This is a genomic window from Sphingomonas sp. AC411 (assembly GCF_979253035.1).
Map to the genome: position 1 here is coordinate 67,815 of NZ_CEEDAQ010000003.1, position 26,318 is coordinate 94,132.

The 26,318-nt window shown below is 63.5% G+C and carries 25 protein-coding genes, 2 pseudogenes and 1 riboswitch; of the genes and pseudogenes, 14 read left to right on the plus strand and 13 right to left on the minus strand.

Annotation, left to right across the window (positions count from 1 at the left end; all coding sequences use genetic code 11):
- Nucleotides 1-2: 2 nt before the first annotated feature.
- Nucleotides 3-1,112 carry an efflux RND transporter periplasmic adaptor subunit gene (locus AC0IX7_RS21535; protein ID WP_471814287.1) on the minus strand — a complete coding sequence of 370 codons (1,110 nt, stop codon included), beginning with the start codon at nucleotides 1,110-1,112 and terminating at the stop codon, nucleotides 3-5.
- Between the two features lie 55 nt (nucleotides 1,113-1,167).
- Nucleotides 1,168-2,433: a TolC family protein gene (locus AC0IX7_RS21540; RefSeq protein ID WP_133032468.1), complete on the minus strand. Its 1,266-nt coding sequence runs from the start codon at nucleotides 2,431-2,433 to the stop codon at nucleotides 1,168-1,170.
- Between the two features lie 197 nt (nucleotides 2,434-2,630).
- On the opposite strand from AC0IX7_RS21540, the gene AC0IX7_RS21545 reads away from it, so the two are divergent.
- Nucleotides 2,631-2,774 (plus strand): hypothetical protein, encoded by a 144-nt coding sequence (locus AC0IX7_RS21545; protein ID WP_333962438.1) that lies wholly within the window; start codon nucleotides 2,631-2,633, stop codon nucleotides 2,772-2,774.
- Nucleotides 2,775-2,853: 79 nt separating this feature from the next.
- Here the strand turns inward: AC0IX7_RS21545 and AC0IX7_RS21550 are convergent.
- Nucleotides 2,854-3,514 (minus strand): annotated as a pseudogene (locus AC0IX7_RS21550) (cation efflux transmembrane domain-containing protein).
- Between the two features lie 69 nt (nucleotides 3,515-3,583).
- Here AC0IX7_RS21550 and AC0IX7_RS21555 point away from each other — a divergent pair.
- The gene (locus AC0IX7_RS21555; protein ID WP_235516308.1) at nucleotides 3,584-3,988 is read left to right on the plus strand and encodes a MerR family transcriptional regulator; all 405 of its coding nucleotides are present in this window, start codon (nucleotides 3,584-3,586) and stop codon (nucleotides 3,986-3,988) included.
- Nucleotides 3,989-4,037: 49 nt separating this feature from the next.
- On the opposite strand, the gene AC0IX7_RS21560 is transcribed toward AC0IX7_RS21555, so the two are convergent.
- The 3 genes from AC0IX7_RS21560 to traA all read right to left on the minus strand — a co-directional run bounded on the left by AC0IX7_RS21560 (nucleotide 4,038) and on the right by traA (nucleotide 7,796).
- The gene (locus tag AC0IX7_RS21560; protein ID WP_380788808.1) at nucleotides 4,038-4,766 is read right to left on the minus strand and encodes a DUF6118 family protein; all 729 of its coding nucleotides are present in this window, start codon (nucleotides 4,764-4,766) and stop codon (nucleotides 4,038-4,040) included.
- Nucleotides 4,767-4,835: 69 nt separating this feature from the next.
- Nucleotides 4,836-5,375, minus strand: a complete 540-nt coding sequence (locus AC0IX7_RS21565; RefSeq protein WP_471814289.1) for a hypothetical protein — start codon at nucleotides 5,373-5,375, stop codon at nucleotides 4,836-4,838.
- A gap of 42 nt (nucleotides 5,376-5,417) precedes the next feature.
- Nucleotides 5,418-7,796, minus strand: a complete 2,379-nt coding sequence (traA, locus tag AC0IX7_RS21570) for a Ti-type conjugative transfer relaxase TraA (protein ID WP_471814290.1) — start codon at nucleotides 7,794-7,796, stop codon at nucleotides 5,418-5,420.
- 174 nt (nucleotides 7,797-7,970) lie between these two features.
- On the opposite strand from traA, the gene AC0IX7_RS21575 reads away from it, so the two are divergent.
- The 8 genes from AC0IX7_RS21575 (at nucleotide 7,971) to AC0IX7_RS21610 (ending at nucleotide 15,728) form a co-directional block, all read left to right on the plus strand.
- Entirely contained in the window at nucleotides 7,971-8,300 is a 330-nt protein-coding gene (locus tag AC0IX7_RS21575; protein ID WP_031393025.1) for a conjugal transfer protein TraD, read from the plus strand.
- Nucleotides 8,301-8,313: 13 nt separating this feature from the next.
- Nucleotides 8,314-8,538, plus strand: coding sequence for a conjugal transfer protein TraD (locus AC0IX7_RS21580; protein ID WP_031393026.1), 225 nt, complete (start codon nucleotides 8,314-8,316; stop codon nucleotides 8,536-8,538).
- Complete coding sequence (locus tag AC0IX7_RS21585) at nucleotides 8,535-8,816, plus strand: hypothetical protein (RefSeq protein WP_031393027.1); 282 nt, start codon at nucleotides 8,535-8,537, stop codon at nucleotides 8,814-8,816. Before AC0IX7_RS21580 ends, AC0IX7_RS21585 begins: the two co-directional genes overlap by 4 nt.
- Entirely contained in the window at nucleotides 8,816-10,366 is a 1,551-nt protein-coding gene (locus AC0IX7_RS21590) for a type IV secretory system conjugative DNA transfer family protein (RefSeq protein ID WP_082446614.1), read from the plus strand. The genes AC0IX7_RS21585 and AC0IX7_RS21590 overlap by 1 nt, the downstream gene beginning before the upstream one ends.
- A 702-nt stretch (nucleotides 10,367-11,068) precedes the next feature.
- Nucleotides 11,069-11,944, plus strand: coding sequence for a replication initiation protein (locus AC0IX7_RS21595; RefSeq protein WP_031392895.1), 876 nt, complete (start codon nucleotides 11,069-11,071; stop codon nucleotides 11,942-11,944).
- 554 nt (nucleotides 11,945-12,498) lie between these two features.
- Nucleotides 12,499-13,584: a sulfite oxidase gene (locus AC0IX7_RS21600; RefSeq protein ID WP_031392894.1), complete on the plus strand. Its 1,086-nt coding sequence runs from the start codon at nucleotides 12,499-12,501 to the stop codon at nucleotides 13,582-13,584.
- Nucleotides 13,584-14,024: a YidH family protein gene (locus tag AC0IX7_RS21605; RefSeq protein WP_051916165.1), complete on the plus strand. Its 441-nt coding sequence runs from the start codon at nucleotides 13,584-13,586 to the stop codon at nucleotides 14,022-14,024. Before AC0IX7_RS21600 ends, AC0IX7_RS21605 begins: the two co-directional genes overlap by 1 nt.
- 239 nt (nucleotides 14,025-14,263) lie before the next feature.
- Nucleotides 14,264-14,340: riboswitch (Fluoride riboswitch) on the plus strand.
- 23 nt (nucleotides 14,341-14,363) lie between these two features.
- Nucleotides 14,364-15,728, plus strand: coding sequence for a voltage-gated chloride channel family protein (locus AC0IX7_RS21610; protein ID WP_471814276.1), 1,365 nt, complete (start codon nucleotides 14,364-14,366; stop codon nucleotides 15,726-15,728).
- Nucleotides 15,729-16,226: 498 nt separating this feature from the next.
- Here AC0IX7_RS21610 and AC0IX7_RS21615 read toward each other — a convergent pair whose 3' ends face one another.
- The 5 genes and pseudogenes from AC0IX7_RS21615 to AC0IX7_RS21635 all read right to left on the minus strand — a co-directional run bounded on the left by AC0IX7_RS21615 (nucleotide 16,227) and on the right by AC0IX7_RS21635 (nucleotide 21,884).
- Nucleotides 16,227-17,471 carry a molybdopterin-dependent oxidoreductase gene (locus AC0IX7_RS21615; protein ID WP_197975372.1) on the minus strand — a complete coding sequence of 415 codons (1,245 nt, stop codon included), beginning with the start codon at nucleotides 17,469-17,471 and terminating at the stop codon, nucleotides 16,227-16,229.
- Between the two features lie 93 nt (nucleotides 17,472-17,564).
- Entirely contained in the window at nucleotides 17,565-18,728 is a 1,164-nt protein-coding gene (locus AC0IX7_RS21620; RefSeq protein WP_333981214.1) for a TDT family transporter, read from the minus strand.
- Nucleotides 18,725-19,596 (minus strand): annotated as a pseudogene (locus AC0IX7_RS21625) (LysR substrate-binding domain-containing protein). Before AC0IX7_RS21625 ends, AC0IX7_RS21620 begins: the two are co-directional and overlap by 4 nt.
- A gap of 88 nt (nucleotides 19,597-19,684) precedes the next feature.
- Nucleotides 19,685-20,668, minus strand: coding sequence for a malate dehydrogenase (locus AC0IX7_RS21630; RefSeq protein WP_031392887.1), 984 nt, complete (start codon nucleotides 20,666-20,668; stop codon nucleotides 19,685-19,687).
- Between the two features lie 46 nt (nucleotides 20,669-20,714).
- Nucleotides 20,715-21,884, minus strand: coding sequence for a beta-propeller fold lactonase family protein (locus AC0IX7_RS21635; protein WP_051916164.1), 1,170 nt, complete (start codon nucleotides 21,882-21,884; stop codon nucleotides 20,715-20,717).
- Nucleotides 21,885-22,028: 144 nt separating this feature from the next.
- On the opposite strand from AC0IX7_RS21635, the gene copM reads away from it, so the two are divergent.
- From copM to AC0IX7_RS21650, 3 genes are read left to right on the plus strand one after another with little or no spacing between them, the layout of a single operon-like run.
- On the plus strand, nucleotides 22,029-22,526 hold the full coding sequence (copM, locus tag AC0IX7_RS21640; protein WP_235516305.1) for a CopM family metallochaperone: 498 nt from the start codon (nucleotides 22,029-22,031) through the stop codon (nucleotides 22,524-22,526).
- Nucleotides 22,523-23,758, plus strand: a complete 1,236-nt coding sequence (locus AC0IX7_RS21645) for a YncE family protein (protein ID WP_471814293.1) — start codon at nucleotides 22,523-22,525, stop codon at nucleotides 23,756-23,758. The genes copM and AC0IX7_RS21645 overlap by 4 nt, the downstream gene beginning before the upstream one ends.
- Nucleotides 23,759-23,768: 10 nt before the next feature.
- Nucleotides 23,769-23,942: a hypothetical protein gene (locus AC0IX7_RS21650; protein WP_471814295.1), complete on the plus strand. Its 174-nt coding sequence runs from the start codon at nucleotides 23,769-23,771 to the stop codon at nucleotides 23,940-23,942.
- A gap of 270 nt (nucleotides 23,943-24,212) precedes the next feature.
- Here the strand turns inward: AC0IX7_RS21650 and AC0IX7_RS21655 are convergent, their stop codons facing one another.
- Both AC0IX7_RS21655 and parA read right to left on the minus strand, forming a co-directional pair.
- The gene (locus AC0IX7_RS21655) at nucleotides 24,213-24,476 is read right to left on the minus strand and encodes a ribbon-helix-helix domain-containing protein (protein ID WP_471814297.1); all 264 of its coding nucleotides are present in this window, start codon (nucleotides 24,474-24,476) and stop codon (nucleotides 24,213-24,215) included.
- A gap of 21 nt (nucleotides 24,477-24,497) precedes the next feature.
- On the minus strand, nucleotides 24,498-25,175 hold the full coding sequence (gene parA / locus AC0IX7_RS21660; RefSeq protein ID WP_031392882.1) for a ParA family partition ATPase: 678 nt from the start codon (nucleotides 25,173-25,175) through the stop codon (nucleotides 24,498-24,500).
- 820 nt (nucleotides 25,176-25,995) lie between these two features.
- Here parA and AC0IX7_RS21665 point away from each other — a divergent pair.
- Nucleotides 25,996-26,318: recombinase family protein (locus tag AC0IX7_RS21665; protein WP_471814298.1), on the plus strand; the 323-nt coding region annotated here is incomplete at its 3' end.

Genomic DNA, 26,318 nt, shown 5'->3' on the forward strand with positions numbered 1-26,318 from the left:
GCTCAGTCCTCATCCCCGCCTGCACCCTTGCCGAGTTCGGCCTTGAGCGTGAAGCTGTTGGTGGAAGCGATGCGCTCCGAGCCGGTAAGGCCTGCCGTTACGGTGACTTGCCCGCCGTTGGTGCGACCAAGCGTCACGGGAATTGCCCGGAATCCTGTCGCAGTGCGGACGAACACGAACGACTTGTCCTCGATCATCTGCACTGCGGCCGATGGCACGGCGACGGTGCGGTCCCCGGTCGCAGGAACGAGGATCGATACGTTGACCGTTTCGCCGACGCGCCATGTGCTGCCGGCGTTGTCGAGGGTAGCGATCACCGGCACCAATCGGGTCGTCTCGTCCAGAATGGGGGATACGAACGTGACGCGCCCCTCCTGACGCCGCCCCGGTGCCGTCACTTCGACACGCACGCCGGGTTTCACCCGACCGGCATCGGTGGGGACGAGTGAGGTGGTTACAGTGACCTTCGACAGGTTGGCGACGCGGAACAGCTCTGCATCGGCCGCGACCGCCTGCCCGAGTGTAGCGGATCTCGCGATGACCTGGCCGGCGATCGGCGAGCGAACCGCGATGCGGTTGAGCGCGCCGCCTCCGCTGCCCGTCGCTGACAATTGCTGCTGCGCGAGGCGAAGGGCAATGCTGGCCTCCGTCGCTGCCGTCCGCGCTGCGACCAGATCCTGCTCTGGCGAAACACGTTCAGCGAACAGGCGCTGTTCGCGGCGAAGGTTTGATTGGGCGAGTGCGGAACGCGCGCGCGCGGCTTCTACCTCCGCTTTCAGTGATGCCGCTTCCCGGCTTTCGATGATAGCCAGCGGGTCTCCCCGGCTGACTGACTGCCCGAGATTGCTGGTGAGGGAAACGAGCCGACCGCCTACGGAGGTGGACACAACCTGCACACCCTGAGGATCGCCCTCGATCGTTGCCGATAGCTCGATCGCTCCGGCCACGCCGCCTACTGTAGGACGCGTAACCTCTATCCCGGCATCCGCAATCTGCTGCGCGGACAGGGTGACGATATCCTTTGGACCCTCCTTGGCTTCGCTGGCCTCGGCACCTTCGGTCTTCTCGGCTCCGGCTTTCTCACCGGCCTCGCCGTTGCCACCCCGCCGCATCCGGCAAGGAGGACAGCCAGGGTCACAGGCGCGAGCGCCCGCATGATGGTCTTCGTCATTGATTGGTTTCCTCGGTCGAGGGCGCTGCGGCAACGAGCCGTTCGAGGCGTGCCTTGGCGTCGTGATAGGTGGCGAGCGCATCGATCGCGGCGGTTCGTGTTTCGGACAGGGTACGTTCGGCATCGAGCAAATCGAGCTGACCGAACTTGCCCTCCCGGTAGCCGATCCGGGCGATCCGAGCGGCTTCGCTTGCCGACGCCAATGCCGGCCCGCTGGCGTTGCGAGCGGTCGTCGCGGCATTCGCGACGTTCGCCTGTGCGCTTGCGATATCCTGCGCGGTATCCAGCTCGGCCGCGCGACGTAGCGCCTGCGCCTGATCAGTCTGCGCCCGCGCCTGCGCCACTGCCGCCTTGCCGTTGTTGAACAGTGGGAACGGGATCGACAGCCCGAACACCGCTGCCACGTCGTTCGTAGCCTCAAGCCGTCGTGCGCTGGCGCTGAGTGTCACGTCGGGAATGCGCTGCGACCTAGCAAGCCGCACCTGTGCCTCTGCCGTTGTCACGTCCGCGCGTGTCGCCGCCAATGCCAGCGTCCCGGCGGTCTCGATCGGCCGCGCTGGACCAAAGCCCTCGACACGGCCGAACCACACCAAGTCCAACGGTCCCGTGAGGGGTTGGCCGATCCGTCGGGCAAGATTGCTTCGGGCGACCTCGGCAAGCCGCTCTGCGCGCTCCACAGCCGTCTCCACGTTGATCCGCAATACATCGGCGCGCTGCTGTTCGAGCGGTGATGCTCGCCCCGCTTGAACGCGGACGCCGGCTGCGCGCGATGCTTCGCGGGCGATACCGGCCTGCTCGCGCGCGGTCACCAGTCGGCGTTCCGCTGCGGTCGCCTCGATGTAGAGCTGCGTGATGGCAAGCCGTAGATCAGCCTCGGCCAACGCCGTGCCTATCCTCGCTCGATTACCAATCGCATCTGCGACAGCGATCCGTGCCGATCGTTTGCCACCCAACTCGATCGGTAGTGCCAGACCTGCCGTTGTCTCGGCGCTTCGAAGACCGCGATATTGGCCGCTGCCGGCAATGTTCTCGGTCTCGGCGACGATCGACGGGTTCGGGCGGTAGCCGGCAACCGTGCGGCCTGCTTGTGCTGCCCGGACGCCAGCCGTGGCAGCCTCAAGGCTGGGGGCGCTGGCTCCGGCAAGCGAAAGCGCCTGCTCAAGGGTGAGCGGGGGACTGGTCGATGTTGGATCGGCTGACTGCGCCTGTGCGATCGACGCGCACGACGCCACGGCCAATAAGGCCGCAATAAAACGGTGCATGGGTAACGGACTCCTGACGAACCTTGGGCATCCGCACGGGCTTTCCCGGCGGAATTAGGCGTTGGTCAGGCTTGGGGAGGACGTAGGGCTGGGTCCGACGCTACCGGGGCCTTGGGCGCATTGCGCCACATCGATGCAGTCATACGAACGCTGCTGGCTGGTCCGGTTGAATCGGACGCGATCGGCACGCCGACATGATGGCCGTGGCAACCACCATGATGGTGAGGATAAGCCTTGTCGGCGTCTGCCGGCACTTGGTCGGCATCGCCGTCGCAATGATCGAGGGAGCTGACCGCTGTGGTATCAACGCACGTCACGCCTTCGGTCGCATGCGCGACTGATCCAAGCCCGAGCATAAGCACGAGCATGAAACTGAGGAACAGGGCGGAGAGGCGGTGCATCGGCCCGCGCCTTAGCAGCTTACCGACTGCCATGTAACGACTGCTGGTAAGTAGCGGGGGCGGGTGAGGGCTCGCTACGCATTTCGGCGCGTGCCTGCCGCATGATCTGAACACCGCCCGATATTCCCAACACAGCCATCAAGGTGGCGACGGCGAGATCAGGCCACGCGCTGTTGAGGCCGAACACTCCGCCTGCGGCCAGTACGACGGCGATGTTGCCAATCGCGTCGTTACGCGAGCAAATCCACACTGACCGCATGTTCGCATCACCGCTTCGAAAGCGGTACAGCATGACCGCGACTACAAGGTTCGCGATCAACGCGGCGATGCCGACCACGCCCATAATTTCGGCATGGGGCGTTGCTTCGTGGAGCGCCCCCATCCCGCCGCGAACAAGACATAGACGCCTAGCAAAGCAAGCGTCGCCCCCTTCAACATCGCAGCGCGTGCGCGCCAGGCTATCGCCATTCCGGCAACGCCAAGGCTGATTGCGTAGTTCGCAGTATCCCCAAAAAGTCGAGCGCGTCGGCTTGCAGCGCCTTCGATCCACCCGTGATGCCGGCAACGATCTCGATAACGAACATGCCGCCATTGATGGCGAGCGCAATCCATAGCGCGCGCCGCCACTTAGGGTCGTTGAGAGTGTCCGCCTTGTCGGACGCGCAGCTTGTGCAGGCCATATTCGCCACCTCGATAGAATCGATCTGACAGCCTATATGCACCCTCTAGTCGCTAGAGGGTCAAGCGCTGTGTCTGAGAAACTGACGATCGGAAAACTGGCTGGTGCGACCGGCACGAAAGTCGAGACGATCCGCTACTATGAGCAGATTGGCTTGCTGCCGGCTCCTGAGCGATCGGCGGGGAACTATCGGACCTATGAGGGCGCGCATCTACGCCGCCTGTCCTTCATCCGTCGCGCGCGTGATCTTGGCTTTTCAATCGATCAGGTGCGCGAGCTTATGGGGCTTGCCGATCGGCGCGATCAGTCCTGCATCGCCGTCGATGTCGTTGCCAACCAACACCGCGACGCGATTAGACGCAAAATTGCAGACCTCACCGCGCTTGCTGGTGAACTCGACGCGCTAATAGATTCCTGTAGCCGCAACACCGTCGCCGACTGCCGGATCATCGAAGCACTTGCCCCTTCCGCATAGCGCATCGCTGCTGTCCGGTGGAATGATCGGCTTGCACCGCTTGGGCACTTCAATCCGTGGAGCTGACGATCGCACTTCTTGCCGCCACGTCATCCCGACTGATCTCGATGGTACAGCGCACCGTCTTCTTAGTCCTCACAGCTATCTTGTAGCAGGCTTGCACAGCCTTGCGATTTGCGGTGATGATCCGATCGGCTGCCGCGATGTTGGCGAAAGCATCCGGCCCAGCAGCTCGCATGAGGCGCTGCCCGGCTTCCCATTTCGGTAGGTCAAGCGTGCGCGCTGCCATCCACTCGGGCACCTGCCACTTCCCCGGGAGCTCGCGCGCGATGATCCCCGGCACGATCGTCCATAGCAGCGCCCCGCCCAGGCACGCTCCCGCACCGACCTGCCACAAGGTACGGCGCTGCTCGTCCGCACGGCGGGCAGAACCGCCGATACCGTGCAAAGCGGTCGTCGCCTTGTCCATCTTCTCACCGGCGGTCGCGATCATGCGCCGATCCTCGTCGCGGGCATGGCCGCCAGCCGCGACGATCCGGTCGGCGACATAGCGCAGCGCGACGTTGTCCTCGGCCGTTTTCGCCAGCACGCCGACATTTTGCATGGTCGCGTTGAGCGCCTTCGCCATTTTCCCCAGCGTCTCGCTGTAATCGGGTATCTCCGGCACCTCGGCGCGCTCCGCGGACAGCCGCTCGACGGCGCGGCGCAACAGCGCAAGCTCACCGCGGACACCTTCAAACGCCTCCGCTGCGGCGTCCAGTTCGTGATCGTCACCCATGCACTTCTTCCCCTTTACTGCATGAAACCACAAACCGGATCGTACCCGAAAGCACGAACCGTCACCGGCTCATCCCCGATCCCGGTCGCGCCCACGATCGAGCGACGACGACAGCGCATCGCCGATCGACCGCTCGCTTTCCTGCTTCAGTGCCAGGTCGGGTGCATGGCGACGCAGTGCGGATTCGAGCTGCGGGTCGCGGTGCAGCCCGCCCGCCACCTTCTCCATCCGCTCACGCAACCGCTCGGCACCGGCACTGTCGCCGGCCCGCTCCATTCCTGCCCGCGCCTGCTGCATTTTCTGCCAGCCTTCCACGAACCGCTCGGCACGCGCGTCCGGGTCTAGCCGCACACGCTTCTCGTCGGCCATCGCGCGTGTCGCGCCAACTGTGTTGCCGCCCGACACCTGCTCGATAAGCTTCGGATCACGCGCAAGCGCCGATGCAAGGTCGCGCGCGGCATGGGGACGGGTCGCGTCCAGCCTCTCGCCAGCCTTCTGCAAAGCGCTCTCCTGATGCGGCAGCACCGGCAGACCCTTGTTGCGCATCCGGCCGATATCGCCCGCGGCACGTGCATAGCGTTCGATCGCCTTGGCCTGAGAGACGTCCAAGGTGGTGTTAATCGGCCCCCCTGGCTGCGATCACGGGCGGTGTTAATCAGACCCCCTGGCCGTGATCGCGGGCAGTGTTAATCGCCCCTCTTTCGCGACAGCCGGCTTTGGCCGGAAACCGGCAAACATGCCCTTGGCCTTGTCGCGCACCTTCTCGACCATCTGGCGTGCGAGTTCCGGGAACCGGATCTCGCGCCGATCGGCGAACGCCCGCGCCTGATCCTGCTCGGGCTTAGCGTAATCGCCCGCCATGTCCTTGCCGCGATCACGCGAGAGCGCGCGGACGAGCTGGCGCTGGTCGCTGAAGTCGTCGCGGCCATAGTGGAGCTGCACGTCGTCACGATGACGCGACATGCCGACATAGGCGCTGTGCCGGTCCATGCCGGGGGTGGCGAGGACGTGCGCGCGATCGACCGTCACGCCCTGCGATTTATGGAACGTCGCCGCATAGCCATGATCGACATGGGCATAGTCCTTGGTGTCGAACGCGACGCCGCGCCCGTCATCGAGGCGCACCGCCATGCCCTCGGACGATACCCGCTCGATCGTCGCCAGCGTGCCGTTCTTCACCCCCATGCCGCGCTCGTTGCGCAGGAACATGATGCGGTCGCCCGTCGCGAACTGCCGCTCACCGCGCTCGGCCTTCACCGTCACGTCGTCGCCAAGGTCGCCGGATGCGCGCAACCGGTTGCGCGCCTCGCCATTGAGGCTCTGCACTTCGGCGTTGGTGTGGGTGAGGATGATCCGGGTCTTGCCCGGCTCGGTCTGGCGTGCGCGATCCCAACCGTCCACCAGCTCGCCCCGCGCCTCGTCACGGTTGTCGGCGACGTGGACCATGCCCTTGCTGTCATAGGCATGGATCGCCTCGCCGGTGCGCCCGGTCGCCAGCGCACGCGTGGCGTCGCGCTGCCAGTCCTCGCGCTGCCGGCGTATCTCGGTGATCTCGGCCGCGCCGTGGCGCTCGGTGACGCTGCGAAAGGCCGCGCCGGCCTCGATCGCCTGCAACTGCTCGGGGTCGCCGACCATCACGACCTTGGCCCCGGCATCGCGTGCTTGGGACAGCACCCGCTCCATCTGACGCGAGCCGATCATGCCGGCCTCGTCCACCACCAACACGTCCCTTGGGCCTAGCTGTTCACGCCCCCGCCCCCATGCGTGTTCAAGGCTGGCGATGGTGCGGGACTGGATGCCGGACCCGCCCTCAAGGTTCTCGGCCGCGATGCCTGACAACGCCGCGCCGCGCACCGTGTAGCCCTGCCCCTCCCAAGCCTCGCGCGCGACGCCCAGCATCGCCGATTTACCGCTGCCGGCATAGCCGACGACGGACGCCAGCCCACTGTTGCCGGTGACGTGATCGAAGGCGTCGCGCTGCTCGCTCGACAGGACAAGCCCTCGGCCCTCGGCTGCGTCGATCGCGGCGTCACGATGCCGATCGACGATGCCATGCGCGGCGCGGCCCGCCAGCTCGTCGCTCGCGCGCTCAAGCCGGTTCTCCACCGCGATCATGTCGCGGCTGGTGAACCGCTCCTGGTCGCGCCCGTCCTTCCCCAATGCGACCAGCTCGGGGCTGGCGCGCACCGCCCCCATCACCTGGTCGAACTGCTCCTTGCCGTCGCTGTGCCGGAAGGCGAACGTCGCCAGGTCGCGAGTGGTGAACGTGGCCTGCTGCCGCGTGATCGCGTCCAGCGCGACATTGGGATCGGCGATGATCTTCTCGCCGTTCTCACGAGCGATGCGCGTGTGATCCTCGATCCGCTCCGCCTCAAGCCCCTGCTCCGGACGACGCGATGCGGCCGGGCCGATCTTGTGCTGCGGTTCCAGCCCGATCCCCTGCGCCTCGTAACTGCGGTGGTCGATGCGACCCTCAAGCCCAAGCTCGGCCATGCGCTCATTAACGTGGGCGCTCCACGCCTCGCGCCAGTCCTTCAAAAGCTCGGTCGAGTTCCAGTCGCGGTTCTTCTTCCCGAACCCCTCCGGCCCCACGTCGCGCATCGCAAGCATGACATGCGCGTGCGGCTTGGGCGTGCCGTCCTTCGCCTTGTCCCAATGCACGTTCAGATCCGCGACCATCCCGCGATCGACAAACTGCTGCTTCACGAAATCGCGCGCTAGCTGGACGCCCTGTTTCTCATTCATCTCGCGCGGAATCGAGAACTCCACCTCGCGGGCAAGCTGCGCGTCCTTGCGTTTCTCGCCTGCCTCCACCTCGTTCCACAAGGTCGTGCGGTCGTTTAAACGCTCCGGTGCGCCCTGTGGCAACATCACTTCGGAGTGGATCACGCCTGCCTTGTTGCTGAAGTCGTGATTCCGGTTCAACCGATCGTCGTGCAGCTCGGATGCGGAGCGATAGGCGGCGCTCGCGACGGCGCTCGATCCGTTCGCGCGGCTCACAACCTTGGCGGAGAAATGGTAGATCGCCATGACGCCCTGCTTATTGCACTTCTGAGCGCACGTCGGCAACGACGTATAAGCGCGCACTCATCCTCCGCTTCGCTCCTCCTGATTGACTTGGTGCTGCGTTCTGCTCGTTCTGGCTTTACCCATATGCTCGGCGCGCTAAGATGTTGATGAGCGATACGCGGAAGGGTAAAGGCGATGCGGAAGGTTCGCGATTACGATGCCGAGCTGAAGGCACTGGGTGACAAGGCCCGCGCGCTCAAGGCAAAGCGGGTCGAACAGCTTGGCCAGCTCGTCGTTGCGACCGGGGCCGATGCGCTTGATCCGGAAACCCTCGCCGGGGTGCTGCTCGATGCGATCGGATCAAAGGATGCGGGCGCGAAGGAGGCATGGCGCGCGAAGGGCGCGGCCTTCTTTCAACGACGTGGGCGCAAAGGTGGCGGCGCTGCTGCAATCGACGGATCGGGCACTGCGACTGAACCAGGCGGCGACGCTGCGGGCGGAAGCGGCGGAACGGCGAACGGATAGCAGGGGCTGGGTCGTGCAACGTCGCGAACGAACACGCCATCTGATTGAACTGGGCGGGCTGGTCCAGAAAGCCGGGCTGGTCGAGCTGACCGACGACGATCGCGCCACGCTCTACGGCGCGCTGCTCGATCTCGCCGGGCGTGGTCGCGGCGACGATGCTGGCGACGTGCTGGCGCTATGGAAGCGGCGCGGCAAGCGGGCGTTCGACGCGGAAGCGGAAGGGAGCGAAGCGCAATGAGCGATTTCGATATCGAGACGATCCGTGCCCAAGTCCGCGCGATGAATTTCGTGCGCGGCACGCCGGCGGAAATCGCGATGTGGCATGAGGACATGGCGGACTCGCGCGCCAACCTGGTCATCGAGGACATGATCCCGACGCCCAACGACGATGCGTTCTTCGCGATGATGCTTGACGAGGGCGTGCCCCCTCCCCTTGTATCGCAAATCCTGCTCCGGCTGCTCGATCATCCCGACTCCGACCGGTCCTTGCCGGTCACGCCGATGGAAGCGCACTGATGCCGAGGCGACGGATCAGCCCGCTGTTCGCGGTCTTCGTCGCCTTCGTGGTGCTGATGGCGAGCAACGCCTGGCTCAAGGGCATCTTCGGCTATGGTGAGATTGCGACCGACATTCCGTTCCTGCTGGCCGGCGCGATCCTGTTCCTGGCTTGGCGCTTCAACCGGCGCGCCGCCAACCAGCGGAGCGATCTGCTCGGCTCCGCTCGTTTCGGCGACCGAACCGACGTGCGAAAGCTGGAGGCGAACGGAGATCTCCTGATTGGCCGCTCGGCGAAGTCAGGCAAGCTGCTGCATTACGACGGCGCGGCGCATCTGCTAACGATGGCACCCACCCGGTCGGGCAAGGGCGTCGGCACGATCATTCCCAACCTGCTGCTGCTCGATCGCTCGGTGATCTGCATCGACCCCAAGGGTGAGAATGCCCGCGTCACCGCCCGTGCGCGTGCCGCCAAGGGCAAGGTCTGGTGCCTCGATCCGTTCGGCGTGTCGGGTCAGCCGCCTGCCCGCTACAATCCGCTCGACCGGCTCGATCCCGCCAGCCTCGATCTCGCGGAAGATGCCAACACCCTCGCCGACGCCCTAGTGCATGACGCGCCGGGGCAATCGGGCGAAGCGCATTGGAACGAGGAAGCCAAGGCGCTGATCGCGGGGCTGATCCTGCATACCGTCGTCCACGAACCCGCCGACGCCCGAGTGCTGGCGACGGTGCGCGACAAGCTGACGCTCGCCCCTGCCGGCTTTGCCGCTTTGCTGGCCAAAATGCAGGACAGCGCCGGCGCCGGTGGCCTGATCGCCCGCGCCGCCAACCGCCAGCTCGGCAAGTCCGATCGCGAAGCCGCTGGCGTGCTGTCCTCGGCACAGCGCCATACCCACTTTCTCGACAGCCCTCGCATCGTCGCCAGCACCGCCGCGTCGGATTTCACCTTCGCGGGGCTGAAGGACACGACCGCCACCGTGTTCCTGTGCCTGCCGCCCGATCGGCTCGACACCTATGCGCGCTGGCTGCGGCTGCTGGTGAGCCAGGCCGTCACCGACATGGCGCGGTCCACCGCCCGTCCTGCCCGGCCCGTGCTGTTCCTGCTGGACGAGTTCGCCGCGCTCGGCCGTCTCGAACCGGTTGAACGCGCGATGGGCCTGATGGCGGGCTATGGCCTCCAGCTCTGGCCGATCCTCCAGGACATGCACCAGCTTAAGGCCACCTATGGCGAGCGCGCCGGCACCTTCATGTCCAACGCCGGCGTGATCCAGACGTTCGGGGTCAACGATCATGCCACCGCCGACATGCTCTCGCGCACGATCGGCGACACCACGATCGAATATGATACCGTCAGCACGTCGCGCGGCACCGGCTGGGGCGAAAACCGCGCTGGTCCCTCGGAGAGTGTCAGCGGGCACGTCTCCGCTCGCCGGCTCGCCACACCGGACGAAATCATGCGAATGCGGCCCGATCAGCTTCTGCTGCTCCGCCAGGGCGAAAACCCGCTCGCGGTCGAGAAAATCCGCTACTACGATCAACGCGAGTTCACTGGCCTGTTCGATCCTGCGTGACGATGTGCGAAAGGTGAGTTTTGGGGTAGCGCCTCACCTTCCGAAGGTGACGGAGCTGGTGATCGGATTGACGATCTACGAAACCGATCGCGAAGGAGCTGATTTAAGCACCAACAGCGAGGTTCGGTGCTGCAAGGGTGCGGATCGTGGCAAAGCCCTCTTCCCTGCCCTCATGGCGCTCTTGGTCGGCTCTGGCGTAGTATCTGGTCGCCAGCTTGCCTTTCTTCTTTTTCCGCTAAGCACGCGGCGTTTGCGCCGCTCTGGTGACAGCGCAGCTGGCACCAGACGAATAGTGCATCGGCCATTAGGCCGATTCCATTTGCCTATTCTGACGGTGGTTATCCACAGGCTCGCCACCCCAAAGCTCACCTTTCGCCGTTCAGATTCTCTAATTCTTCTGATTCAAGATTCAGAGCCCTGAAAGGTCCGTATTTCTGCCGAAAAATGCCTCCAATAGTGAGCGTTGGGGTCGATTCGCGTGAGTTTCGGGGTAGCATGCGGTGAGCTTTGGGGTCGGTAAAAGTGAGTGTTCGGGCAGGGTCCAGTGAGTGTTGGGGTACCCCAATGGTTGGGTTAAAAGGATCGGTGAGTTTTGGGGTATCCGCCTCTCTGCTCCACGGGGGAGCTGAAACATTTGCCTAGCTCACTTTTCGTGATTAGGGTGAGTTGGTAAGTTCCTCTAGCTCACCGTTGGTCAAGCCTATGTCGCAACCTGCCGTGGTCGATATGACATTCCGCACGCTGGCCCAGAAGGGACGTGGAAATCCTTTTGATCCCGCCAACTACGGTGAAATCGTCAAGCCCGGCGAGTTGGTCGATATTGTAGAGCTAAGCCCCCTCACCCTCGCGGATCGCCGTATCTACAACCTGCTGATCGCCAATGCCTGGGAACGCATTGGCGAGCCGATCATCCATCGCATTGCGAAATCCGGACTGAAAGGGACGCACCAAGGCAACGAGCGCATAGAGAGTTCACTGCTGCGCCTCATGGGCACCATCGCGATCGTCACGATCCGCAAGGATGGCAAGAGCTACAAGCGCCGTGTCCAGCTGCTCGGCCCAAGTGATGAAAGCCTCGAAAAAGACGGCTTCCTTCACTATCGTATCCCAGAAGAGCTAATCGAGATACTGCGGAACAGTCAGGTTTATGCCCGTCTCAAGACGCAGGTAATGTATTGCTTCGAGTCAAAATACGCACTTTGTCTCTATGAAATGATCGAGCGGCGCATTGGTCTCGAATACAAACAGAAAGAGGAGTTTACGATCGAAGAGCTGCGCGGCCTGCTTAACGTGCCTGAAGGTAAACTCGAACGCTTCGCTGATATGAACAAATATTGTCTGAAGGTGGCTGTCGAGGAAATTAACAAGCTTTGCCCCTTCTATGTCGATTTCACGCCGATCAAGAACGGGCGCAAGGTCGAACGGGTGGCACTCCACTGGTTCCCAAAAACGTCCAGCGGCAAGCGCGACGCACAGAACCTGATCGACCAGCACAGCATTGTACGACGGGCAAAGCTGCGCGGCGGAATTCCCGAACTGCCCGTGCTGGTAGATTTCAGCGCGTCGGCCCAAAGGTGAGCCGCTACCCCAAAACTCACCGATAGGCTTTGCTACCAACCTCTACATGCCAGACACGTGTTCACGTTCCATCGTGTTCTCGTGTTCTCGTGCTATCATGTTCACATGCCAACAAGTGGGCTGGCGGATTCCGGGGTGCCCGTTACAGATGCCGGGCATTCACCCAGCCCTTGCATGTTCCACTCGGGACGGATCATTCGGATCGCCCCTCTTCGGGGTCGGTACATAGAACGGACCCAGATATACGTTAAGCGCCCTCATCCGGGTTCAGGCGGCGCAAATCACCCGTTTGTCGCGCATCTGCGATGGCGACAGGGTTTTCCGTCATCCCTAGTACCTAGCGACGACTTTTGGGACAAAGCCGTCGTAGCAAGTCCAGTCACATCGCGACGATCTACGGGAAAGGCTGTCTGGCGCTCGGCGCCTTTCGCGCGACGGCATGGTGATCGCTCCACCGCCGTCTAGAAAGGGATAGGCTATCGAAAGAGTCTGGGTGACATCGCCCAGCAAAACGATCGATTTCGCTACTGATTTCATCATGGTAGGCCGCTTGCATGACCGCATCCGATCGCGCCGAACAGAATCTGATCCTCCGCTGTCCGGAGCCGCTCAATGCGGAAACGCCCCCGGATAAACTGATCACGTCCTTCCTGACGCCGCAGGCGAACTTCTACATCCGCAGTCACGGACCAACGCCGGAGCTGGCCGACGATCATCGTATAGCGCTGGACGGCTTAGTCGACCGCCCGCGCTCCTACACGGTTGCCGAACTTCAAACGGCATTTGCGACCCGGACAGTGACCGCGACCATGCAGTGCGCCGGCAATCGTCGGGCACATCTTCAAGACGTGGAAAAGACTTCGGGCGATCCCTGGGACGTGGGCGCGATTGGCAATGCGGCGTGGACCGGCGTCGCACTGTGCGACGTGCTCGCCGCAGCCGGCATCCAGGACGGCGCGTCGTTCGTCGGCACTACGGGGGCCGACAACGTGGATGTCGATGGTGAGACGGCACCGTTCGGTGCCTCGATCTCGATCGCCAAGGCGCTAGAGCCCGACGTGCTGATCGTCTGGGCCATGAATGGCGAGGCGCTGGCCCCCGAACATGGCGCACCGCTGCGGCTCGTCGTGCCGGGTTATGCGGGCGTTCGTAGCGCCAAGTGGCTGACGCGCATCGAGGTGCGCGATCGCCCGTCCGATGCGCCGATCCAGGCTAAGGACTACAAGCTCTTTCCGGCGTCGGTAGCGAAGGAGGACGCAGACTGGGATCGGGGTCTGACTATCGAGGAGATGCCGCTCAATGCTGCGATCTGCGCGCCGGTGGACGGCGCGCATGTCAGCGCCGGCGCGTGCGAAATCGCGGGTTATGCGGTCGCCTTCGGCCGAGCGGTCACCCGCGTCGAGGTCTCCGTCAATGGCGGCACCGACTGGCTGCAGGCGGAACTGACTGCAAAACCCGATGCGCCTTGGAGCTGGACGCAGTGGCACGTCACGGTCGATCTGTCTCCCGGACTCCACGTCCTGATCGTGCGCGCCGTTGACGGTGCCGGGCAGATGCAGCCCGAACGGCCCGAGCCGATCTGGAACTTCGCCGGCTATCTCTCGACTGCCTGGCATCGCATCGCCGTTACCGCTGGCTGATGGACGCGCCGCACGACGCCGATCGGGCCCATGCGAAGCTGGCGGAGAGCGCGAGCAAGCTGAAGGACAGCGCAGTCCAGCAGGTGGACAGCGCCGACCGTCGCACAGAGCTTGCCGCGGACCGCACAATCCTCGCCGGCGAACGCACCTATGCTGCCTGGGTGCGTACCGGACTGGCGGCGCTCGCTTCCGGTATCGGCGCGCGCGCGCTGCTCAAGGACGTCGTGTTCCCGTGGCTGGCGACGGCGACCGGGACCATGCTGATCTTGTTCAGCGCCTTTTGCTTCGCCGCTGCGGTGTGGCGAGAGATGGGCGCAGGCGCCCCGCCGCCACGACCGGACATCAAGCGCCTGCCAGCGACGTTGCTCCTAGTGATGAACGGGTTTCTTATGCTCGTGTCACTGGCCGCGCTCGTCGGCATCTGGACGGCACGCTCGTAGCAGCCATCCCTAGGTTTGCTGCGAACCGATCAGACCCCGCAGCGCATCCGCGGCTTTCGTGCGGTATCGCCCCCTTGTGACGAAGCCCGAAAACGACGTGGGCCAAAGCCGATCGGTCCCGCATGCAGCGTACCCGGGGTCGGTACATATAACGGGCTCAGATAGACGCTGCCGACTGGCCGGTCCGAGCATTTGCCCGACCAACATGCCCATTGACGGTTGGGGCAAACGTCTAATAGATCGACTTTGGCAATGGATTTCTGCCGGGCAATTTGGCCGAACCGCTCTGATAAGAGCTGATGATTCCTACTTGGCGCCTTCAGGCAGCAAGGAGGAATTGTGCGCGCTACCTTTCGCAATCTCGTCGGCACGCTGAATGTCGCGGCATTCATGCGCGATCGTCACGACCATGCGATCTCTGTCCTGCGCTGGGCGCTGATCTTGCTGCCCATGGCGGCACTCGTCGGGACGCTATGTGCGGCGTTCCTGCTGAGTCTCGATACCGTTACGCGACTGCGGTTTGCATCGCCTTGGCTGCTCTATCTGCTACCGGTGGGCGGGTTCGTTGTCGGATTCCTCTACCATGTCACCGGGCGCACAGTGGAAGGCGGCAACAATCTGATCGTCGAGCAGATCCACGAGCCTGGCGGCGGGGTGCCTCTGCGGATGGCGCCGCTCATCTTCTTCGGCACAGTGGTGACGCATCTTTTCGGTGGCTCGGCCGGACGTGAGGGCACCGCCGTCCAATTGGGTGGAAGCCTTGCCAGCGGTTTCGGCCGCGCGCTCCGCCTCGATGCGGGCGGCACGCGCATCCTGTTGATGACGGGTATCGCAGCCGGGTTCGGCGCGGTCTTCGGCACGCCGATCGCAGGCGCGGTCTTCGCGCTCGAAGTGCTGGCGATCGGCCGCGTTGAATATTCCGCGCTAGTGCCTTGCCTCGTTGCAGCGCTAGTCGGCGATTGGACGTGCCTCGCCTGGGGTATCCATCACGGTGTCTACCCGATCGGTGCGTTGATACCGGTCGATGCGCTGCTCGTGACGAAGGCGGGTATTGCGGGGATCATATTCGGATTGGTCGGTTTGGCCTTCGCCGAAGCCAACCACGTGGTCGGGGGATGTCTGAAGCGGATCGTCCCCTATGGTCCGCTACGTCCAGTGATCGGCGGGGTCGTCGTTATCGCGCTCGTCTTCCTGTTCGGCACGCGCGACTATCTAGGCCTGGGTGTCCTGGCAGCGAGGCCCGAGAGCCTTACCATCGCCAGCTTCTTCGGACCAGACACGCATCCGTGGAGTTGGGCGATCAAGCTGCTGTTTACTGTCGTCACGCTCGGTGCGGGTTTCAAAGGTGGTGAAGTCACGCCGTTGTTCTTCATCGGCGCGACGCTCGGTAACGCGCTGGCGCCTTTCTTGGACGTACCGACGGGCCTGTTCGCCGCGATCGGCTTTGTTGCGGTCTTTGCCGGGGCTGCCAATACCCCGCTCGCCTGCACCTTCATGGGGATTGAACTGTTTGGCGCCAGCTATGCGGTGCCGATCGCCGTCGCCTGTTTCGTGGCCTATCTCTGCTCGGGCCACAATGGCATCTACCTGTCGCAGCGCGTTGCGATACCCAAGGTGCCCGCGAACGGCCTCGCGCCCAATGCAACACTGCGCGAGACACGTACACGCCGCACAGCACTTCGCGCGCAGAACCGCGTGTCGTGAGTGATGTGCTTAGCCTGATCCCCCGATACGTCGGGCGCAGCCTTCGGATCGGGGTCTTGCGCCTTGCCCTTCGCGGCGCCCGGCTGCTTTGCGCTCATGGCGGTCAGATAAGCGACGATCGCCGGCACGTCAGCCTGTGCAACAGGAGCCTTGTAGACCTCGCGCATCTTGGTGACCTCCGCGGTCCACTGATCGGAGGAGAGTGGCGGCTGGTTCAGCGCCATGCTCGCCGAATGACACGAGGTGCAGTTGGCGTTGATGACGTCGGCATGCGGGCCGGCGGGATATTGCCCTTCGTCGGTCGGGAGATCGACCGAGGTGGACGCCAGCGAGAAGCCGCGCGCCGAAACGCTTGGCGGCGGTGGTGCGGTCGGGGCGGCAGGCGGCGGGGCGATGCGGCTGTTCGGGGCACCGATCGCGAGTAGAAGAACGACGGTCGCGCCGACGAACCCGAACGACAGCGTGCCGATGGAAGGCGTTTTCATGGGGGAGCGCTCCTCAGCCGACGACGATGTTGGTGGTTTCGATGTTGCCGCGCATGAACCCGCCCGGGTTCCAGATCGGCGTCATCGGCTGCGCGATGCCGGCGGTGTTCCAGCAGCGCGACATCAGTCTGGTCGGGCCCGCATGGCTGAGCGGCACCTGCGCATCCCAGCGGCGGAAACTGTATTTGCCGTGATCGGGGCCAAGCGTCGTCTTGTACCAGCTCTTGCCGTTGTCGGTCGACACATCGACCTTGGCGACGCCGCAATCGCCGCCCATCGCGATGCCGCCCAGCGGGATTGACCGGTCAAACGCGATCGCCTGCCCTTCGTCGAGGCTCGTGACCCAACTGCGCGGGATCATCTTGTTGATCGGGACGGCCGGGAAATCCTTCTGGCCAGGCCGCACGTTCGCGCCTGGAGTGTCAGGGATCTTGTACGCCTTGGCCATCCAGTAACCGTCGTCGGGCGCGGCAAGCACCTCGATGTCGTTCAGCATCTTGACCCAATAGGTCGAATACCAGCCGGGTACGATCAGCCGGACCGGGAAGCCGTTGAGGAGCGGCATCTGTTCACCGTTCATCCCGAAGGCGAGCATCACTTCGCCGTCGCGTGCGTGGTCGATCGACAGCGACTTCGCAAAATCCGGTCCACCCGCGACCACCGGCTGGTCGAGCGCACCGAACCGCACCGCGACCGCGCCCGGCTTCACGCCGGCGATATCGAGCACGTCGCGCAGGCGCACGCCGAGCCATTTGGCGTTGCCCATCGCCCCGTGACGCCACTGCGCACCGGCAACAGGGGGCTGGAACAGCGCACGCGAATTGCCCGAGCATTGGTTGATCGCCGCCAGCTCGACGCGTGGCAACTTCAGCAGTTGCGCGAGCGAGATCGACAGCGGCCGCGTGACCGCGCCGTGCACCTTGATCCGGAACGCCTCGACATCGATCGCGGTCGGAATGTCGGCCCAGTGCCAGCGGACGAAGAACTGGTCGTTCGGTGTGAAGACGTCGCCATTGAACACGCTCATCGGCGTTTCCAGCAGCGGCGGGTGGATCCGCTGGAGGATCATGCTGCCCTTGCCGGGGAACGCACTGGTTATCGGCCGTTCCGATGGGCCACCCGGAAGATGCAGGTCGACCATGCTCTGCGCCAGCGCGGGTGCGGCGATCAGCGCGCCGCTGCCGATCGCAGCCTCTGCGAGAAAGCGACGGCGGTTCGTCGCCTGCGCCAGTTTCATATCCAGGCTGTCCACCAGCATTCTCCCTTCGATGTCATGCTCTTATGCGCGATCCGTCCGACGGTCTGCCCGGTACGGGTCGATCGGATGGGCCGGTTCGATCCGGCAGGACGATCAGTTCGGCCCATCAATTGGCTTGGGCGATGCAGGGCGACACGAACAGGTTTCCGCGCCAGCCGCCTGCGACCGTCTTGGCGCCGACCAGCAGCCACATCGCTGCGAGCGCGATGGTGAGGATGGTGCCGACGATCCCGAAAAGCCGAGCTGGAGCGTCGTGCCGAGCTTGAAGGTGGCGACAGTGTAGACGCCGAGCGGGAAGGTGTAGCCCCACCAGCCAAGGTTGAACGGGATACCCGCGCGCCAGTAGCGGATCGTGATCAGCGTCGCGAGCGCCAGCCACCACAGGCCGAAGCCCCAGAGCAACAGCCCGGCGATCGTGCCGATCCCCTGCGCTACCGCGCCGATCTGGCCGAGGCCGTTGGCGGCGAGGATCGCGGGCGCGTCGCTACCGAGCACCAGCATCCCGAGCGCACCGGTGCCGATCGGACCGAGCGCGAGCCAGCTCGAGGCGGCCATGCTCTCGTGCGGCAGCTTGTGGAGAGCCATCCGCAGGATCAGGATCGCGAGAATGCCGAACGCGACCGGCACCGAATAGGCCCACAGGACATAGGAGGTCGCCAGCACCACGAACTGATGATGGGCGTCGGCCAGATGCGGTGCGAGCAGGCCTCCGCTCGCGCCTGCGACCTCGGCCGCGACCACTGGCAGGAGCCACACCGCGGTCATGCCGTCGAGCGAATGTTCGTGCCGGGTAAACATGAGGTAGGGGATCGCTACACCGCAGGCGAGCGACATCGCGACGTCGATCCACCACAATGTCTCGGCGATCGGGATCACGCCGGCGCCGAACCGCGGCAGGCCGAACGCCAGGAACCCGTTGATGATCGTCGCGAGGCCCATCGGGATCGTACCGATGAACATCGATACGGTGTTGTGCCCGAAGATCCGCCGCGCCTCGTGCCCGAACATCGTCCAGCGCGCGGTGTAGAGCCCGGCGAACAGCGTGAAGAGCGCGATGTTGAAATACCACAATGCCTCGCCGACCGGGTGCAGCGACGTGCCGACGCCCGGCACCTGCGGTAAGGCCAGCGCCAGGATACCGGTGCCCATGGTCGCGGCGAACCAGTTGGGCGTGAACTGCCGGATCATCTCGCGCGGTGAGTCGAGCCGGCTGAGCGGCTTCAGGCCATCAAGAACGGGTTTCAGATCGGCGGTCACTTGCCAGTCTCCTTGATGAGATCGGTCAGCGCATCGGCCGCCCGGGTACGATAGCGCTCTTTGTGCCGCAGCGCGTAGAACGGACGCCGCGGCAGACCGAGCGGCAGATCGTGCAACGTTCCGGCCGCGATTGCAGGTGCGACGACATGCTGCGACAGGACCGCGACGCCTGCGCCAGCCTCGACCGCGCTACGTACCGCCTCGTTCGACGGCAGGGTCAGCGCGGTGGTGAGGTCCGACGGATCGACGCCGCGCTGGCGCAACACCTCCTCGAACGACGAGCGCGTGCCCGATCCCTGTTCGCGGACGATCCAGCGCGCGGCGCGGATCCAGTCCTCGTCGATCGTGTCGGCTGCGCGATCGCTTACCAGCACCATGCGGTCGTTCGCGACCGTCCAATGCGCGAGCGCGGGCTCGTCGATCACACCCTCGACGAAGCCGAGCTCGACCGCACCGTCGAGCACGCGCGCCGCGGCCCCTCGGTGTTGTCGATCGCCAGTTCGATTGAGATCGCGGGGTAGCGCGCATGGAACGCCGCCAGCTGGCGGGGCAGCCAATAGCCTGCGATCGTCTGGCTTGCGACCAGCCGCAGTGTGCCGCGCTCCAGTCCTGCATATTCGGCCAGTGCAAGTTCCGCGCTGGCGGCACGGCCAAGCACTGCGCGCGCGTCGACCAGAAACATGCGGCCCGCTTCGGACAGTTCGATCCCGCGGCCGACCCGGTGGAACAGCGGCACGCCGTGCCGAGCTTCTAGCGCGGCGATGGCAGCGCTTGCGGCTGACTGCGTCACATTGAGCGCTTCGGCAGCGCGCGTCATGTGCTCGCGCTCTGCGACACCGACGAAAATCCTGAGTTGTTCGAGGGTCATGCCCGATCTCCTTGCCCCAATGATAGGGAAAGGAGATCAATCGCACCAACCAAAGATTACAGTCATTCCAATCAGATATACCGATCGTTCATTTCAGAATGTCGATAACCGCCTCACGTTCATCGACCAGTTCGGCAATCGTGCGATCGAGCATCGATCGCTGGAACGGATCGAGGGTCAGGCCTTCGATACGCGCATACCCACCGCTCATGCAGTGCACCGGCACGCCGCACACCAGTCCTTGCGGGATACCGTAGGAGCCATCTGACACCACGCCCATCGACACCCAATTATCGCCTGCGCCGTGCACCCAGTCGCGCAGATGGTCGATCGCTGCATTTGCGGCCGACGCGGCCGAGGACGCACCCCGTGCTTCGATGATCGCGGTTCCGCGCTGCGCAACGGTGGGGATCAGGGTTTCGCGGTACCAGGCCTCGTTTCCGATACGGTCGGCAAGCTTTTGGCCATCGAGTTCGGCATTCCCCCAGTCGGCAAACATCGTCGGCGAATGGTTTCCCCAGACGACGAGCTTTGTAATCGCATCGACACCTACACCCGCCTTGGCCGCAAGCTGTCCCTGCGCGCGGTTGTGATCGAGGCGGATCATCGACGTGATGTTTTCGGCAGGAAAACCCGGTGCGCTTTGCGCAAGAATCCAGGCATTTGTGTTGGCGGGATTGCCGACGACCAGGATCTTGGCGTCACGTTTGGCCACTGCGTCCAATGCTGCGCCCTGCGTCTTGAAGATCGCTGCGTTGGCAGCGAGCAAATCACGGCGCTCCATGCCCTTTGAGCGGGGACGAGACCCAACCAGCATGGCCGCATCGATGTCCTTGAAAGCCACCATCGGATCATCAGTAATGATCACACCTGCCAGTAGCGGGAACGCGCAATCCTCCAGTTCCATGACCACGCCGCGTACGGCGTCCATAGCCTGCGGCACGTCGAGCAGTTGAAGGATAACGGGCTGGTCCGGTCCGAACACGTCACCCTGCGCAACCCGGAAGAGCAGCGAATAGCAAATTTGTCCTGCGGCACCGCTGATCGCGATCCTGACGGGGGGCTTGGTCATTTTAGAAAGGGCTTTCCTTGGGAAATTACAGACGGTGTAAGACCGATCAACGCGCCGCCACGGCAAGCGCCGCATCGCGCCCGGATGGCACCAGATTGGCGAGACCTTTTCCTGATCGCACGGCACCAGGAACGTAGATCAGGCTTTGCGCATCCGTACTGATAGGGATTGTCGACACGGTGGTGTACGTCAGCGTGTCGATCCCAGCGACCTTGTTGGTTCCGGCCAGGCTGGCATAGATTCTCGTACCATCGCCCGACGGCCAAACCGCACTTGGAGCCGCTTGTAGCGGGACGGTTGCCACAGCCTCCAGGCTGTCGGTTCTATAGACCTTGATTGCAGGTTGATCGCCGCCAATGCTGACATAGGCAAAGGAATCGTCCGCGCGCTGGGCGAAGTTGACCGCGCCCGTTGCTGGACCAGTGTTTATCACTTCGCGTACCGCAAACGGCGGTTTGGCAGCAAAAACCGTGGTCGTGCCGCTCTCGCGGCGTGTTGCCCAAATCTGTTTGCCATCTGGCGAGACCGCGATTGCTCCCTCACCTGCACCGTTGCTGGCAACGTGTCCGACGACGCGCCGATGCTCGACGTCGACAACCAGGATGGACGGCCTTTCAGTAAGCGATACAAAGGCATAGCGTCCGTTTGGCGACAGGATGGTCGCGCCCGCTCCGCCACTTGCTGGTACGCGGGTGATCTCCCGCGCGGTCTTAGGATCCACGACTGCGATGGCATGTTCATCGCCGAGCGAAACCCAGAGTTCGTGCCCATTGGGCGTAAACGCGACGGCGGTAGGCGACGTCTGGAACACGGTCCGGCCTCGTTCCGTGTTCGTGGCCAGATCTACGAGCGTCACACTGTGCTGCGCTAATGCCGATACCGCCAGGGTCCGCCCGTCACGCGTTGCAGCCAGGTGCTGGACTTTGGGGCTGGAAAAGCTGGGCTCAGCTATCGCGCTTTTGGTGAGGTCGATGCGTCCCAGTTCGTTGCCCGCTGCAGGATCGATGACAACGATCTTTGTCGATGTCGGGTCAGACACATAGATCCGGTCATGATGACTAAGGTCGATATCAGCCTTCGACCACGGTGCCTGAACCGCCTTGATATCGCAGGGAAAGTCGTCCGCCGCAGGTGCAGCCCAATAGGCCTGAGCGATCGCCGGGACTGGGGCTACGGAGGCCAACATCGCGGCAACCAGAACGATCGCAGCTTTCATCGTTTGATCCTTATCGCGGATCCGGCGGGTGATCGTGCCAGTCCGATGCCGCTAGATCGACCGATATCTCCCCTGCGTCCAACGCATGGTAGCGATGGTTTCAATACGAAAACGCGATCATAGATTGTCTACCGTTCTTTTTAGATGATCAGAACAACCATGCTTATGCGTTGGATCGATGGCTGCGCCGCGATCATTTACGCTGTCACGCTCGGCATTCATCGCTCGCGTGTCATAAATGGGAATACTAAAGGCATGACGATGAAATCTCGCACGGCCTTGCTAACGGCGATAGCCGTGTCCGTATCGACGGGTGCGTTAGCGCAAACGGACGGTTTCGCGTCCGCAATGGATGCGGCGATGGCGCGGATGCACGGCGCGATGATGACCGGTTATTCAAGCGATCCCGATCGCGACTTCGCAAGAATGATGATCCCGCATCATCAGGGTGCGATCGACATGGCCGAAGTCGAACTGCGGTTCGGCAAGGATGAACGCCTGCGCCGGCTCGCCCAGGGAATCATCGTCGAACAGCGTCAGGAAATCGCGGTGATGCAGGGCATCCTATCCGAAGGCGGCGCGTTGCTGCCTCACACCGAACCGACCGCGACCGGTCACCCCCATCACGGAGACCGTCCATGAAGCGTTTCACCCTAACCGCCTGCGCCGCCTTGTGTTTCTCGGGCCCTGCGTTTGCCCAGCAAGTGCCGAACGCGACCCCCGACGTCCCCGTCAGCGCGCAGGACCGGTTCTACACCTCGGACCAGTTCTCCAACACCGTGTCGGTGATCGATCCGTCGACCAACACGCTGCTCGGCGTGATAAAACTCGGCGACCAGACCCCCGCGAACCTCAGCCCGCTCTACAAGGGACAGCTGCTCGTCCACGGCATGGGCTTCTCGCCTGATCGCAAGACGCTGGCGGCGATCTCGATCGGCTCGAACTCGGTGACGTTCATCGACACTGCGACCAATGCCGTGAAGCATACGACCTATGTGGGCCGATCGCCGCACGAAGCGTTCTTCCGCCCCGACGGTCGCGAAGTCTGGGTCGCGGTGCGCGGCGAGGATTATATCCAGGTGCTCGACGGCAAGACCTTCGCGCCGACTACGCGCATCCCCGTTCCTAATGGCCCCGGCATGACGATCTTCTCGCCGAACGGGAAATACGGTTACGTCTGTTCGAGCTTTTCTCCCGAGACCGTTGTGATCGACACCGCCTCGAAGAAGATCGTCGGTCGCGTCAAGCAGGCGAGCCCGTTCTGCCCCGACATCGCCGCGACGCCCGACGGCAAGCAGGTCTGGTTGACGCTGAAAGACGTCGGCAAAGTCATGGTGTTCGACGCCAAGCCACCCTTCGCAGTGCTCAAGACGTTCGACACAGGCGCGATCACCAACCACGTCAACATCGCCCGCACCAAGGCTGGCCAGTTCGCCTATGTGACGGTCGGCACCGAGAACGTCGTCAAGGTGTTCCGCACCACCGACTTCGCGCAGGTCGCGAACATCCCGGTCGGCGCGCTCCCGCACGGCCTTTGGCCGTCGGGCGACGGTACGCGGATGTATGTCGGGCTGGAGAACGCCGACGCAGTCGCGGCGATCGATACCGCCAGCAACACCGTTATCGCGACGATTCCGATCGGTCAGGGGCCCCAAGGCGTGGCCTACGTTCCCGGCGCGGTGCCGGTAGGCGATGGCCGTGCAAACCTGATGCCGCTCGCCCAGGCCGGCATGAAGATCCAGCTGACTCTTTCCGGGACTGGGCGCAGCCGAGGTCACGCTGTTCGATCAGGGCCAAGTCCAGATTTTGCAGGCGGCGGTTGCGGGCCTCAGTCCAAAGATGCCCTATGTCCTTGGGCTATCCTCCCGCGCTGATGGCAGCGGCGTGATCCAGCCTCTGGCGAAGTTCATGACCAATCCGGCGGGCGGCGCGATAGTCAACACGCTCGGACCGCTCCGCCAGATCGTCAGCGACGCAAAAGGCGACATGCGCCGTTACCTCGTCATTGCTCCGGGCGACCCGATGATGCCGGGCGCCGTCGTTCAGGTGCAAAAATGAGGATTCCGGTGAAACCTGCGATCTCTTGTCCGTATCCGGTATCTTGGTCATGACGCTGGTATAGGCTGCCGCAGCGTTTTGAGACTGTCGGAAAACACATGCTTTCGGACAGGGTGCGCTCCGGCCTTGGGTCGTGGCGCCAACAGGATGGCAGAGTGTGCGACAAACCCTGTCGCTTTGGTCAGCTGTACGGAAACCCGAATCTGGGGGTTTGCTGACACCCGATCGCGTTAGCGTACATCTGGGTCCGTTCTATGTGCAGACCCCTCTTCAAAGCTGCGCGTCACCGCTCCCGAACGGGTGCTTGCCGTACTGGCGCATGAGAAGGTCGATTGCCTCGCCCATCAAGGCCTGAAGGGTAGTTCCGTTCTCGGCCGCCAGCACATTTAAGCCTCGGCTAACTTCCGGACTAAAGTATGCGCTGACAGCCTTCTTGCCCTGCCGCGCCGCCGATCGCACCGACGCCGAGCCCTCAATGGCTGGGGTCGAGACGCTCGGCTCCACCTTCGCGCGTTCTGCACGCTGCTGCCTCATGGCGCCAAATTTGCTCGCACGTCAGCCTCGCTTCTTTCTGCCCTGCTTACTTGTGGGCAAGTTCACACGTTCGCTTGTCCACGTCCATAGCGCGGCGATCTCCTCCGCCGCCTTACCGTCAGGCTCCGCCTCTATCGCGGTTTTCCCTTGCGCCGTGCTGTGGTGATAGATCGCGCGCATCGTGAGCATGACGGGCGCGACCGGCACACCCATACCCTCAACGCCTTCGCTGCCCTCAATCAGCTCCCGCGCGTCTCTGTAAGTAGTTGGCGCGCGCTGAGGACCGCCCATGAAGAGCACGAAGGCCGGCTTGCCTGCTGCCTTCACCAGCTCGGCCGTCGTTTCAACGGCTGACAAGTCGAACGCTTGGGGACGACAAGGAATAAGGATCAGGTCCGCAGCCTTGCACGCCTCGCGCGCCATGATGTCCGCGTGTGGGGGCGTATCGATAATGACTAGGTCCGCGCCTAGATCGGCTGCTTGCTGCACCTTGCGCGGAAGGAGGGTGGGGGAGGCACAATCTACGACCTCAGGGTCCGCGCCGCCTCGCCAGTGGTTCCATTGGCTAGCGGTCGCTTGCGGGTCCGCGTCGAGGATCAGCGCGGAGAGGCCCGCACTGGTGGCGGCACCGGCAAGGTGGATGGCAAGCGTGGTCTTACCCGCTCCGCCCTTCTGGCTGATGATAGATATGGTCTTCATGCTAGCCCCTGCACGTGTTCGCGTGTGAACATGATGGATAGCACACAAGTGAGCAAGATAACAATCTCACTTGTGAACTGGATAGCCTTCGTGGCCTGTAGCAGCGTGGTTGGGTGGTCGTAAGCTGCACCCGAGGTTCGCGGCATAAGGGAGCATACGTGACAGGAATATCAGGGGGGTCAGGATCAGGCGGCTGGACGTGGGTGCAGGGCTTCGGAACGGCCTTTGCGGGCGTGCTTGCCTACCTTGGCGCGCGTTTTGGCGCGCAGGCCGGGAAGGAGAACGCAGACAAGGCCATCTTCGTCCAGATCGTCACCAGCGAGCGCGGCGGTATGGCGAGAAGCAATGCGAGGGCTGGTTGTAGAGTTAACGGCCGAGGTGCGGCGTGGTGCAGTTAGCCCTGCCAAGCCGGTGAATTGGCGAAAGGTACATGCCGCGCGCGCTGGTATCGTACTCCGCCTAAACCCGGCCTGCCGCGACGTAGGGACTGAGGACAAACATGCCCTGGATCGCGCGCTCTTCCGCGCAGTCGAGGAGCCAGTGAGTGCGCGGCATACTCCAAAGCCCGATTGGCTCAAAAAGGCGGATACGGTCGAGAAGCAGCCCGACGGCTCATCAAGAAGGAATGGGACAAGTCGAAGAAGGAGGCTCGCACAGGCAGGCTTGAAGAATGAGGCTGTGAGGGCCGCAGGATAGCAACTGTCGACTGTCTCAAATGTTCTAAGTTTCGCAACAGAGCCCTTAGAGCTCGTGTTCTCTCATGTGCTGATGTCGCAAAAGTCGGTTGCAAAATACTTTTATTACGATACAATTTTGCAACATGCTGATTGGCTATGCTCGTGTGTCCACCGATGACCAGATGATCTCCGGCTCGCAACGCGCCGCGTTGAAGGAGGCCGGATGCAAGCGGACGTTCGAGGAGAAGATCTCGGGCGCGAAGCGTGACCGGCCCGAGCTGGCCAAGATGATCGAGCAGCTGCGCGACGACGACACGGTGGTAGTGACGCGGCTCGACCGACTGGCGCGCTCGACGCGCGACCTGCTGGACATCGCCGAGAAGCTGAAGGAGGCTGGTTCCGGCCTGCGCTCGCTGGCCGAGCCCTGGGCCGACACGACCTCGCCGGCTGGTCGCATGGTGCTGAC